Annotated in this window: 13 protein-coding genes and 1 riboswitch; of the genes, 2 read left to right on the top strand and 11 right to left on the bottom strand. The window is 39.6% G+C overall.

What is annotated here, in order from left to right:
* Positions 1 to 171: 171 nt before the first annotated feature.
* Together INF29_RS12665 and INF29_RS12660 are read right to left on the bottom strand one after the other, a co-directional pair.
* Complete coding sequence (locus tag INF29_RS12665) at positions 172 to 1,683, bottom strand: 4Fe-4S dicluster domain-containing protein (protein ID WP_193487003.1); 1,512 nt, start codon at positions 1,681 to 1,683, stop codon at positions 172 to 174.
* Between the two features lie 88 nt (positions 1,684 to 1,771).
* The gene (locus INF29_RS12660; RefSeq protein WP_072853443.1) at positions 1,772 to 2,179 is read right to left on the bottom strand and encodes a DUF4186 domain-containing protein; all 408 of its coding nucleotides are present in this window, start codon (positions 2,177 to 2,179) and stop codon (positions 1,772 to 1,774) included.
* Between the two features lie 149 nt (positions 2,180 to 2,328).
* On the opposite strand from INF29_RS12660, the gene INF29_RS12655 reads away from it, so the two are divergent.
* Positions 2,329 to 3,720, top strand: a complete 1,392-nt coding sequence (locus INF29_RS12655; protein WP_072853441.1) for an MATE family efflux transporter — start codon at positions 2,329 to 2,331, stop codon at positions 3,718 to 3,720.
* A gap of 229 nt (positions 3,721 to 3,949) precedes the next feature.
* Here the strand turns inward: INF29_RS12655 and INF29_RS12650 are convergent, their stop codons facing one another.
* From INF29_RS12650 to INF29_RS14970, 9 genes are all read right to left on the bottom strand, one after another.
* A complete protein-coding gene (locus INF29_RS12650; protein WP_193487001.1) occupies positions 3,950 to 4,639 on the bottom strand; it encodes a radical SAM protein in 690 nt (229 codons plus the stop codon).
* On the bottom strand, positions 4,626 to 5,210 hold the full coding sequence (locus INF29_RS12645; protein WP_193486999.1) for an ECF transporter S component: 585 nt from the start codon (positions 5,208 to 5,210) through the stop codon (positions 4,626 to 4,628). The genes INF29_RS12650 and INF29_RS12645 overlap by 14 nt, the downstream gene beginning before the upstream one ends.
* Complete coding sequence (locus INF29_RS12640; RefSeq protein WP_193486997.1) at positions 5,207 to 6,280, bottom strand: nucleoside hydrolase; 1,074 nt, start codon at positions 6,278 to 6,280, stop codon at positions 5,207 to 5,209. The genes INF29_RS12645 and INF29_RS12640 overlap by 4 nt, the downstream gene beginning before the upstream one ends.
* A 73-nt stretch (positions 6,281 to 6,353) precedes the next feature.
* Positions 6,354 to 6,398, bottom strand: a riboswitch (PreQ1 riboswitch).
* 179 nt (positions 6,399 to 6,577) lie between these two features.
* Complete coding sequence (locus INF29_RS12635; protein ID WP_193486995.1) at positions 6,578 to 7,342, bottom strand: hypothetical protein; 765 nt, start codon at positions 7,340 to 7,342, stop codon at positions 6,578 to 6,580.
* A gap of 148 nt (positions 7,343 to 7,490) precedes the next feature.
* Entirely contained in the window at positions 7,491 to 8,333 is an 843-nt protein-coding gene (locus tag INF29_RS12630; RefSeq protein ID WP_193486993.1) for a DUF3137 domain-containing protein, read from the bottom strand.
* A gap of 19 nt (positions 8,334 to 8,352) precedes the next feature.
* Positions 8,353 to 9,246: a DUF1266 domain-containing protein gene (locus INF29_RS12625; RefSeq protein WP_193486991.1), complete on the bottom strand. Its 894-nt coding sequence runs from the start codon at positions 9,244 to 9,246 to the stop codon at positions 8,353 to 8,355.
* 55 nt (positions 9,247 to 9,301) lie between these two features.
* Complete coding sequence (locus INF29_RS12620; protein WP_193486989.1) at positions 9,302 to 9,628, bottom strand: DUF3137 domain-containing protein; 327 nt, start codon at positions 9,626 to 9,628, stop codon at positions 9,302 to 9,304.
* Entirely contained in the window at positions 9,612 to 10,082 is a 471-nt protein-coding gene (locus INF29_RS12615; protein WP_193486987.1) for a hypothetical protein, read from the bottom strand. Before INF29_RS12615 ends, INF29_RS12620 begins: the two co-directional genes overlap by 17 nt.
* A gap of 39 nt (positions 10,083 to 10,121) precedes the next feature.
* Entirely contained in the window at positions 10,122 to 10,244 is a 123-nt protein-coding gene (locus tag INF29_RS14970) for a hypothetical protein (protein ID WP_272872661.1), read from the bottom strand.
* Between the two features lie 372 nt (positions 10,245 to 10,616).
* Here INF29_RS14970 and INF29_RS12610 point away from each other — a divergent pair, with 372 nt between their 5' ends.
* Positions 10,617 to 11,687 carry a copper amine oxidase N-terminal domain-containing protein gene (locus tag INF29_RS12610; protein ID WP_193486985.1) on the top strand — a complete coding sequence of 357 codons (1,071 nt, stop codon included), beginning with the start codon at positions 10,617 to 10,619 and terminating at the stop codon, positions 11,685 to 11,687.
* Positions 11,688 to 11,863: the final 176 nt, after the last annotated feature.

The raw sequence follows: 11,863 nt of genomic DNA, 5'->3' as shown, positions 1-11,863 counted from the left end.
GCCTGTTATTGACATGCCATCTTTTGGATGGTATATATAAAACAAAGGTGGAGTGCTTCATTTCAAAGCATTCCACCCAGTCTTATCATAGAAGAATCTTATTTACAGACTTTTCTTCATACCCTCTCAGAAACCGAATAAATGGTTTTCTGACTTCTTTCTATATTTAAATCATTTTCCTAACTCTTCCAAATCTTTCAGATAATCCGTATCACAACAGTATTGATAGTCCGCACTGGTGGCATATTGTTTGACTGCCATGGTAGACTTATTAATAGCCTGCAAGGTGCCGGCACCAGCTACACATCCGCCGGGACACGCCATTCCTTCCAGCAGGTAACCATTATATTTTCCTGCTTTTGCCAGTGTCATCAATTTTTTGCACTCACGCAGACCTTGCGCGCTTTCCACTTTGATTTCCTGATCTGGATACATCTTTTTGATGCAATTTACAACGGCTTCTGCAACACCGCCTGCAATGGCAAAGTTTCGTCCGTCACGACTTGCTTCAGAAACTTCCTTTTCTTCTTCCATTGCTTCCAAATCAATGTTTTTCGCTTCAAAAACGCCCATCATTTCTTCAAATGTCAGTACAAAGTCAATGTCACTGCGCACGCTTTTTCTGCTGGCTTCCAGTTTTTTCGCTGCACATGGACCAATAAAAACAACTTTTGCCTCCGGATCTTTCAACTTAATCAGACGCCCTGTCAGTACCATAGGTGTCAATGTCATGGAAACACAGTCTTTAAATTCTGGGAAAAGTTTCTTCGCCATCACTGACCAAGCCGGGCAGCAGGATGTTGCCATAAAAGGCAGTTTATCGGGCACATTTTCCATAAAGTCTTTCGCTTCGTCTGTTGCACACAAGTCAGCGCCCACTGCAACTTCAATAACATCAGTAAAACCAAGGGCTTTCATCGCAGAACGAAGTTTTCCTGGCGTTACTTTAGGACCAAACTGTCCCACAAAGGCAGGTGCTACTGCCGCATATACACGATGTCCTTCTTTCATAGCCTGAATCATTTGGAAAATCTGCCCTTTATCAACAATAGCGCCAAAAGGACAATTTACCAGACACATCCCGCAGGAAACACATTTGTCATAGTCGATTTTTGCTCGTCCATACTGGTCAGAACTGATGGCATCAATACCGCAGGCAGCCGCACAAGGGCGCTTCTGGTGGATAATCGCATTATAGGGACATACATCGATACATCTGCCGCACTGAATACATTTATCCTGATCGATGACAGAACGTCCATTGACCATATGAATGGCATCTTTCGGGCATACTTCTGTACAGGGATGCGCCAGACAGCCCTGACATCCATTGGTTGTCAAAACTTTATTTTCTGGACACGCATGACAAGCAAATTTGATGATATTAATCAGCGGTGGATCGTAATACTTACGTGCAATGGCACTTTCTTCGATCCCATCAGAAACAGGGGCAGACTCTGCTGCTGTTCGCACCGGCAGACCAATGGCAAGACGCAGCCGTTCCCCAATGATAGCACGTTCCAGAAAAATGCTTTCTCTGTAAGATGCCAATTCACCAGGCAAAATTTTAAATGGTAACAGTTCAATTTTTTTGGCATAATCGCCGCCTTCATAGGCAAGGCGAGCAACTTCTGTAAATACTTTTCTTCGAATATCAATAACTGATGTGTAAATTCCTCTCATAGAAACTCCTTTATCATAAATGTATTTTCCTTGTACTACACACAAATGTACTTCATCCGCCATCCATTATATCATAACATTTCTTCCTTCACAATTTCATATTTTCATTTGCTTGTTCTTTTACAAAAACATTATGCATGTGCTGTTTCACTTGTTTTTCTGTCCACGCCATCAATAAATTTACAATCTTTTGCTGCTGCACTTCTGACAGTGGTACACCCATTTTCACACCATACCACTTGTTTAAACATCCCCTGCAACAGCATGCTGTAGCGTGTTGTGCCACGAAAATTGGATGCCCTTTCATAGGCGTTTGTTTCCCATCGTTTTTGGGATTTGCCGGCGCCAATCGCTCTTTTACAAATTCCTTGGCATGCTGTGCAATTTTCTCCATACCGACTCGTTCTATATAAGAAAAATCTGCTTCTTTTAGATAAAATTTACTTCTGAAGTTTGATTTGGATAATTTTTCCAGAGCTTGTTCAATGGTTTGCATACATATTCCGCCTCCATTCATTTGTATCATAGCACTTTTCTAAAAAGTCACAAGAGCGCAATTGTATTTTTCTGAAAAAAGTATTGCTCTGTAGGATAATTCGTATTACATTAGTAAATAAAATTTGCTATTCGTAAAGGAGAACCGTTATGCGTGTCACAGCAATGTCGAAAAATCAAATTACAGAAGGCGTTATTTGGAAACAGCTGCTATTTTTCTTTTTTCCTATATTATTAGGTACATTGTTTCAACAATTATATAACACAGCAGACACCGTTGTCGTAGGTCGTTTTGTCGGTACACAGGCTTTGGCTGCCGTAGGCGGCTCTACAGGGCAGATTGTAAACCTGGTTGTAAACTTCTTCGTTGGTCTTGCATCCGGTGCCACTGTCATCATTGCCCGTTATTATGGCGCTAGAGACCGAATCAAGCTGAATAATGCACTTCATACAGCCATTGCACTGTCCATTGTGGGCGGTATTGTGACTGGTATTGCGGGAATTTTATTAACTCCATCCTTATTGAAAATGATGAATACCCCTGCAGATGTTATCGAAGGTTCTACCATGTATCTGCGCATTTATTTCGCCGGTATCATTTTTGTTTTTGTCTATAATATCGGTTCCGGTATCCTGCGTGCTGTTGGTGATTCCAAACGTCCCCTTTATTTTTTGATCGTTTGCTGCTTTTTAAACATCTTTTTGGATATTCTTTTTGTTGTTTATTTGAAATTGGGGGTAAAAGGTGCCGCCTTTGCAACAGTGATTTCTCAGGCTGTCAGTGCATTACTGGTCATTCTTTCATTGACTAAGTCTGTAGACATCTATCGGCTGCGTCCAAACAAGATTCGTTTTTACAAAAGTTTGCTCATTGCCATCATCACCATTGGACTTCCTGCTGGACTGCAGTCTGTTATGTATGGTATTTCCAATATCATCATCCAGACATCTTTAAATAGTCTGGGTACAGAAACCGTTGCAGCTCATACAGCTTTTGCAAAAATTGACGCAATCTATTGGATGATTTCCGGTGCATTCAGCGTTTCCATCATTACATTCATTGGTCAGAATTATGGCGCACGTAAATTTGACCGTATGAAAAAGAGCATCAAAGTATGTTTGCTCATGGACTTGATTGCTTCTCTGCTGCTGACAACTGTCATGCTTTTGGCTGGTCCATATCTTCTGCGTCTTTTCACATCAGACCAGGAAGTTATCGAAATCGGCATGCAGATCATCCACATTATCGCACCATCCTATGCACTCTTTATCTTCATCGAAATATTGTCCAGTTCCCTGCGTGGTATGGGTAACGTGGTCGTTCCTATGTTGATGACTTGCGGTGGTGTTTGCGTACTGCGTATTTTGTGGATCTTCATTTTTGTAAGAACCCATTTGAGCGTTACAACCATTTTGATGAGTTACCCTATCTCCTGGGGCTTCACAGCAGTGCTGTTTATCATCTATTTCATGTTCTATCAAAAGAAATTCTTCCGTCGTTGTATGGAAGAAACAGAAGCTCCTGCAGAAACAAACGCATAAAGAAAAGGCAGACAAATTTAGGGGCATCTTCATAAGAAAACAAAGAAAGCTGAAATCCTCATCAAACAAAGGATTCCAGCTTTCTTATTTTTACTGAGATATTATTGGGTATATTTTCTTTTGAAGACAGCAGTCGTAATTCCCCTTAAGAAATCAATAAAACGAAAACCAACGTTTTCTTAATGGGAAGCTACTTGTCTGCCTTTTTTATATATAATAATGATATGCTTTAATCTCCAACACCAAAGTCCGTTTTTTCATAAAGGACTTCCACAGATGGATCGTCCAAAAGCCATTGATATGTTTCCATAAACCATGCAACTAATTCTTCGTCCCGTTTTACTGATGTACTGTTATTGGTAAATACATTGACGGTTCCCAGTGGGAAATACTTTTTCAAAAACTCAATATCTCTGGCAATTATCTCTTTTGTCTGCCCTTTGATGCCTACCATCAAGCAAGGAGATTCAAAATATGCCCTGACTTCTTCCGGTGATGTAAAGTCAGCATGCTTATTCAGATAATTTTCCCGAAAATCCCAATCAAATGTTTCCACACCAATTTTGAAAATAATGGGAATACCCATATATTCTCGCATACGCTGCAATTGATGCCGGTACATCCAATGGGCTTCGAAAAACAATTTCTGAATCTTCTTTTCATGAATTAAATTCCGGATTTCTTCTAATGTTTCTTCGGGAAGTTCAAAACAGCTTCCAGAATTGATGACTTCCAATACGCCATATTTTCCTGTTACACGGGAAAGCACTTCATGATTGAGGCGCACCATCGCATCTTTGTCTTTTGAATTATCCGCTATATAATCGCAGAAAACGCATTTTCCCCAGGCACAGGGGCGTCCCTGAAGCAACACGATTTCCCGTTGATTTTTGTTTGTAATTTCATTATATCGTTCCATGGGAATTTCCTTTCTGTACCTTTTGTTTCAGAGAAGCGGGCAGCATGCCATAAAGCATCACTGTGCAGAACACAATGACAATACGATCCAAATAATCGGTGATTGCCTGCACAACGCAAACACTGGCTGTCATCCCAAGTCCACCTGCATGCAAAAGCTGCACCAGTAGACTGGAACCTGATGATGTAATGCCGCCAAAAACAGCTGCCGTAATGACAGAACTGACAACAGTACCAGGCAGGGAAACACAAAGTGCTGTCAATAACACTTTCCAGAATTGTCTGCCGTTTGGTCTGATTTTCTGATAGAAAATACCAGCCATAACCCCTACAACCATCTGCACAGGAATGTAATAAAATGAGTAAATATCACTGGTGCATCCACTGATGACACCGCTTAGAATGCCCGGAACCATACCATAAACAGGACCTAGCATAACTGCCGATAAAACCGTTCCCAAGGAATCCAAATAGATCGGAAGCCGGAGCAATAATGCGATATTGGCTCCCACCACATTCAAAGCTGTAGCAATTCCCAAAAAACAAATCTGCATAACCGTAATTTTTCTCATTTTACAACATCCCCTTTCACCATTTCTACAGGTACTTCTTCATCTTTTGGCATCCAAACACGTTTGCCAGCGTCTTCCACCATATTTTGTCGCAGAACATGTCGTACATCTGACGCATCTGCACCAAATACATGGGTGATGAAAAAGGTCATGAAACGATAAGGGTCTGTTTCAGTTAAAATATGACTGTTTTTTTCTTTTTTCCAGAAATCATAGGTGTCTACCACTGTCTGACCCAATGATATTCCGGCTGTTTCCACTGTGGTATAAGCCGAAAATCCCTTGCACAGGCTATGATCGATACAATAAGCAACTGCAAGGGGATCATTGATGACACAGCCAATGACACCTTCCTGTTTCCAATGGAAGTCAAAATAAAAACGTGTAATATTGCGAATAAAGTTTCCGATTTCCTGAGACAAACAGGTCATGTACGCAACCAGATTGGGTGTCAATACAATTTCTCTGGTCACATCCAAACCAATCATTTGAATCTGTTTCTGACGCAAAGCCGGATGGCTTTCAAAGGCTTCATATACTGCCTTTGCTGCATCAGGGTCACACCAGTAATTGTATTCCGCTACCGGGGAACAATTCCCATGACTTTTGTAGCTGCCGCCCATTGTCACCAGTTCACTCAGCCCCTCAAGGCACGCAGAATAATCCTGAATCAGTCGTGCAATGTTTGTGAGAGGACCCAGGGCAATGATAGATACATCTTTCTGTTCTGACAGTGTCTGTGCCAGAAATTGAATAGCACCTTCTTTGGGGCGCACATCTATCACATTCGGCAGAAAACTTTCGCCAAGTCCATCTGCACCATGGGTATCTGTAGCGTCCACATAATCTCGCACAAGAGGTTTTGTTTCCCCCAGATACACGGGCACATCCAGCCGATCCAATAGCGATAGGACTTTCAAGGCATTTTCTGCCCCCTGCGTTGTCGGAACATTTCCGCACACCACCGTGATTCCCAACACATCCAGTTCCGGCGACCGCAGTGCTAACAGCAGCGCCAGCACATCATCTATGCCGGGATCACAATCAATTATTACTTTTTTTGCATTCATTCTCCAATCTCCTTTCCGATTCTGTTTTTCGCATCGGTTCCCGCAGAAACGGGAATACCCGAATGCGAGATTGAGATACTTGGTTTTTTATACTGGGAAGTTCACGAACCAGTCCGGCAGATGAAACATACATTTCAAACTGCCGATTATATAAATGCAGAAGAAAGTATAGCACAATTTTTTCGTAATGTATAGTAATTCCACGAAATCACACTATCACCAAATTTGATTTATAAAAGAAAAAGGTCTAACTGCTTCACATAAATCAGTTAGACCTTTCTGAAATAATATTTCCCCTTAGTATTCCATCAAATCCGCTGCAAATTCCTGCGGGATAATGGAATACTGTTGGTATTCCGCTCTCAGTTTTGCATAATCATCCGGTGCTGCTTCCAGTGCATCTTTCAGCCCTTTTTGAATTTGGAGCACGATAGACTGGAACAGCGGCGTTTCATACACATCTTCCATTGCTTTTATAACATCTTTCGCATAAGAAGAAGGACATTCCACCCCTGCAAAGTCTATGCAGGCATCATTCAGCCCATTCAGCATCTCATCAATTTCTACAAAATCAACAGCATCACAGCTTTCAAACTCATCAAAGTCAAGACGTTCTCCATAAATGGACAACAGCTCCAACATCAAAAAAGAAGCCCAGCACAAGATCTCCCACTGTACCAGATTATCATTACCTTCTGGAAAATGATTGTCATAAAACGCAGCCTGCTCCTCTGTTAATTCCTCACCAACCATAAACTCCAGAACGCAGGCATAAAGAGCATTGGCAAAGTCTGCAAAATCGGAGGGTTTTATCTTTCCATCTAAATAGTCCCAAAGCATCTGTATGGACTGATAGGTAATAGGAAGCGGTTCCTCTCCATTTTCCTGCAGTCCTTGCTCCAGTGTATGCATATATTGTTCCAGCACAAGGAGATTCCCCAAAAGTCTTGTTTGATTACTGCTGTTTAGAAATGCCTCATCTGCCAGCTTGCTGCAATTGGATACCCAATCTCCGGCATCCTTTCTGCTCAATGAAGAAAAGTTACAAAAAAATGTATACATAAAATCATTCCTTTCCTGATTGGTTCTCTATATGTATCAGCATTTCTTTTGCTTTTCGTATAACTTCTGTTGCCATAACGATGTTCTTGCTTTGTTCTTCTATGAGCAGATCTACAATAGCATTAAAGGGATTTTGCATTTGCTCGCATCACAAATACATAGATTGGTCAGAAAATACAATGTAAACATGATTTTGGATGATTTTCGCAAATTCCAGAATATCTTCTAGGACTTGCGGTGTCAGAATGTAAAACGCATTGTGTCCATTTTCAGCATACACAGAAAACATGCTATTAAATGCTTCATTCTCTGTTTCTACTTTTTCCCGAAGGGTCAATCCTTTCATCTTCCCACTTTGTTTCTTTGGGAAAATCTGAATAGCGGTTTCACTGGTTTTAAATGCATGAAATGCTGAAAAAACAATTACCTGTCCATCAAATACCGTCAATGTGGAATTATCAGGTTCATAAGTTTCCACGCTGCTTGCACGAAAGCGGATTCCCTCATAGGCTCCTTCAAAATAATCGCCTGATTCATAAAATGATTTTGCCTGTCCCGGCAACAGACCGACTTTCGTCAGCTCATCAAATGAGATGCCCTGTTTTGCAGCATATTTTAAATTAGAAAATCCAGGAACTTCTCTGATCTTCAGTAAGGCGTACTTGTTTTTATAATTATCGTTAAATTCATTGTACGTTTTTTTCCATGACAACAATAGATAAAACCCCATAGCCGCTGCCGCTATGCAAAATGCCAACAAAATCTCTCCTAAAATCATGATGATTCCAATGCCTATGGTCCCAAAATCCAGACCTTCCCCACTGGTCAAAATCAAAAAAAGTCCGATATTTCTTGGCTTTAACATGGCAAAAAGCAAACAAACAACAAAAACGACCTTCGGCATTTTTTTCAAAAACTTTGTTTTCTTCACCGCTTTTTGACGCAGCTTTTCCAGTTTGACACCACTGATATTTTGTTCAATCATCGCCATGACTTTTCACCTGCCTGTTTTAACTGTTTTCTGTTTTATAATGTTTCTGATACGCTGGCATAATACCATATTTGTCTGTCAAAATCTCTTTAGACAGAGGGGTGTCAAATGGAATGGTTGTATACGGAATCATTTTGTATGGCTTTTGTCCTTTCCAAAGGACCTCATATATCTTCCAGCGTTTTGCTGTCATGGAGTTAGGATCTGAAGCATCTTCTCTCTGCCAGAATTGTCCGCCCAGAAGATAACTTTCCATCATTTCTTCCCAATTCTGAAAATATTGCTGCGCCTTTTTCCCAGCCTCTACACCAATCTCCAGAACCTCTTCCATAGAAACATAGCCCACAAAGTAACACCACTGTATGATATACGCGGCACGCCCCATATCCCAGCCAAGCAATGCATTTTCACCATATCTTCTGTAAGCCATCATCATTTTGGGAAGAAAACTGTCTTCATCGGCTTTTGGATTTTCCAGTTTGGCTGCTTCAATCAATTCTTCTTCAGAATAGCCATGATAGATTATTTCCAACTTTGCCATTTCCTCCCCATACCATACCCGCATACCGGAATGAACCAAACGCGTCATTGCATCCATAGCACTTTCATGCCCCTGTATGCCCCAATAATCCCAAAGAGATCTTTTTATAGAATCAACAATTTCAGGTTTATTTTCATTGCCTGGATAGTAAATACCTGCCATATAACGGAAATCACCTTCGTTTGTCGCCAGCAGTATAGAACCGGCTGTATTCATCCATTGCAGCGTTGGTGATAATGGTGTATATGTATCGCCTCTTTGTCCCCTTGGTCTTTGGATACGAATACAAATAGAACGAAGAACCAGAACAAAAACCAGCGACAGCACAATTGGTATCAGTGCAGGCATTAGTGCCACCAAAAAATATTTCATAGACCCCCACCCTTTTACATTTTCTATCTGCTATTATTTTGAAAAAACAATTCGATTATGAAGCAATCAGAATTTCCTTCGCCATTTGAATAAATTCCGCATCTTCTATAATATTCTTTGTTTGCTTTGAAACAGGCTCGTCGATACTTGCATCAAACATACTGTCTCGTCTGACTGCCACAAATAACTTTTCGTCCCGAAATACAAAGGATACTTGCCCATTCATGACATCTGCAAAATACATGATTTTTTCCATACGCTGCGGCGTCAAAATGTAATATGCGTTATGTTCATCATGTGCAAATACACTGAAACGGCTATTAAAAATCTCATTCTCCGTGTGGATTTCATTTTCAGCCTTCCAACTAACCATGTTGGACATATAATTTTTTCTCAAAGATCTGAATATGTCCATTGCTTCTCTTTGTGTCATCAAATTGGTCCAAACAAATCATCTGTCCACTGAATATTTCTTCAACACGATTCTTTTTGCTCATACGAACCATCTTACGTGTACACACGTCGCTTATCTGAAATCTGATGTTTTCATATTCTCCCATGAGCAAATCTTCACTGTCATAATATCTTTTATCACCGCAATTTACAGCTGCCGCATTTCTGACATCATCCCATGTAAAGCCGCCTTTTGGCACATATTCAAGTTTTTCAAAACCTTCTATGGAACTAATGACTTGCTGTACATACTTTGATTTAAAACTTAAATTGAACTTATCATAAGCATGTTTTACAATAATCAGCCATAAGAGCAAACCTGTTCCTACTGCCACAACTGCTACCACAAAAATGATTTCCGCAATAAAAATAACCGCTTTCATGCCAGAAAGGGTACCTATTCCATTTTCTTGAGTCGCCAGCTAATAGCCAATTGCTATATAAACAAGCAGCATGACAACAGATAAAACGACAACAACTTTCTCCAAATTCTTTGCTTTTAAACGCATTTTTTCAAGCTGTTCCTCCTGAATCCTCTGTTCCAAGATCTATCATCCTTTCAGTCAAAACTTATCTAAAGAATCCTATTTTTCAGGTTCCGCGCAGTCTAGTATAATTTTCCTAACACCATCCAATTCTTTCTGCATAGAAGAAAGAAGTCTTCCTAATTGATATTCTCGTTTGTTTCATCAAGCTATTTTCATGAATCCTCTGCCTTCAGCCATAAAACAAATTATCTTTTCCATAGTTTCATTTTACATATTGTTTCAAAGGCATACAAGTATTTTGTACATCAGGGTATAATTTATCAGCATCGTAATAAACAAAATGCTTAGAATGTTGAGATTTTTATTAGAAATTCAGTTATAATAGAAATAAGAAAATAGCGGTTTGCATACAAACAAGAGGTGATGATCATGAACAGGCATTTCCATCAAAGATTATATAAGCTTGCTGCCGGCTGTATGATTGCAGTCCAAATTTGCTGTCCTATATCAGCTTTTGCAAAGACATCCAGCATAATTACCAATAAGTATCCGATCGTAACAAAAACAGAAAGCGGAACAGAATCTTTAAATAGTATCTCTACTTATTTAATCGATGACAGAACATACATAAAACTGCGTGATATTGCCGAAGCATTCGATTTTAAAATCCAATGGGATCATATAAACAAAGTAGTTCTTTTGTCTTTGGAAGAACATAATCTAAATACTACGAAAAATGAAGTAACAAAAGATACTTCTCCCCTTCAAAGCACTTTGACACAGCAAACAGTTATTGTAGATGGAGTCGAAGAAGTTTTGTCTTGTTATCATATCAACGGATATACCTATTTCTCCATAAGGGATATTGCAGCTCTGACAAATCTGGAAGTCATTTGGGATTCGGAAAGCCATACAATACGAATCAATAAAAAATCCGTCAATGCATCAACAGCAGACGAAACAAGCAAACCAGAAACCACAGATACCATCATATACGAAAGTGGAAAGGATATCCTATGCAACGATAACAATTTGATATACGTTCCAGAATCCAAACAATATGATTCCATCGAAAAATATATAAAAGAAAATATAGATCCTAAATTTACTATTTCCGATTTTGTTATCACAGAATATACTTCCGCAAATACACCTTCTATCCATTACCTGGATATTGATTACTATCTGGGTGACTATAAGACTAATTATGGTTATCAACTTACCATCGTGCAGGAATCTGTAAAAACAATCAAATGTACAGGAGATCGGGAAAATATTGAAAATCTGAACATTGGCAAAAACAAAACACCTGACATTTCAGATGCAGAACTATGGAAAAAAACTTTGGAAGAAAATTCTTATGAAAATTGTGAAATCATAGATTATGATATTGTTCGCTACTATAATGAAAAAACGGCAGCATTTCAAGCAGATATTGTGGTAAACTTTGTTGATCCAAGCGGATATCATGGTTCCAATAGGCATACTTTTGTTTTGTAATGGTTCTGCCTTTCATTATGTTCTGCATATCTGTTAGCACTGAAATGAAAAACGGCAGTGTGAAACTTTTTCTGTAAATATGTAATTGAAGAGGTTCTTCTATGGTAAAATTTAAATCATAGGAGGACCTTTTATTATGGCAAAACAGAAGAAACCCATACATCGGGTACAAATGA

This window comes from Anaerotignum lactatifermentans (assembly GCF_014982935.1).
Lineage (GTDB): Bacteria > Bacillota > Clostridia > Lachnospirales > Anaerotignaceae > Anaerotignum > Anaerotignum lactatifermentans.
Note: the sequence above shows the minus strand (reverse complement) of the source record. Positions and strands in the feature narration are given on the sequence as shown.

Excerpts from the sequence above, each read along its gene's own strand:
- INF29_RS12650 (WP_193487001.1), bottom strand. The coding sequence starts at position 4,639 with ATGGAACGATATAATGAAATTACAAACAAAAATCAACGGGAAATCGTG.
- INF29_RS12660 (WP_072853443.1), bottom strand. The coding sequence starts at position 2,179 with ATGCAAACCATTGAACAAGCTCTGGAAAAATTATCCAAATCAAACTTC.
- INF29_RS12640 (WP_193486997.1), bottom strand. The coding sequence starts at position 6,280 with ATGAATGCAAAAAAAGTAATAATTGATTGTGATCCCGGCATAGATGAT.
- INF29_RS12625 (WP_193486991.1), bottom strand. The coding sequence starts at position 9,246 with ATGAAATATTTTTTGGTGGCACTAATGCCTGCACTGATACCAATTGTG.
- INF29_RS12645 (WP_193486999.1), bottom strand. The coding sequence starts at position 5,210 with ATGAGAAAAATTACGGTTATGCAGATTTGTTTTTTGGGAATTGCTACA.
- INF29_RS12635 (WP_193486995.1), bottom strand. The coding sequence starts at position 7,342 with ATGTATACATTTTTTTGTAACTTTTCTTCATTGAGCAGAAAGGATGCC.
- INF29_RS12665 (WP_193487003.1), bottom strand. The coding sequence starts at position 1,683 with ATGAGAGGAATTTACACATCAGTTATTGATATTCGAAGAAAAGTATTT.
- INF29_RS12615 (WP_193486987.1), bottom strand. The coding sequence starts at position 10,082 with ATGAAAGCGGTTATTTTTATTGCGGAAATCATTTTTGTGGTAGCAGTT.
- INF29_RS12655 (WP_072853441.1), top strand. The coding sequence starts at position 2,329 with ATGCGTGTCACAGCAATGTCGAAAAATCAAATTACAGAAGGCGTTATT.
- INF29_RS12610 (WP_193486985.1), top strand. The coding sequence starts at position 10,617 with ATGAACAGGCATTTCCATCAAAGATTATATAAGCTTGCTGCCGGCTGT.
- INF29_RS12620 (WP_193486989.1), bottom strand. The coding sequence starts at position 9,628 with ATGTCCAACATGGTTAGTTGGAAGGCTGAAAATGAAATCCACACGGAG.
- INF29_RS12630 (WP_193486993.1), bottom strand. The coding sequence starts at position 8,333 with ATGGCGATGATTGAACAAAATATCAGTGGTGTCAAACTGGAAAAGCTG.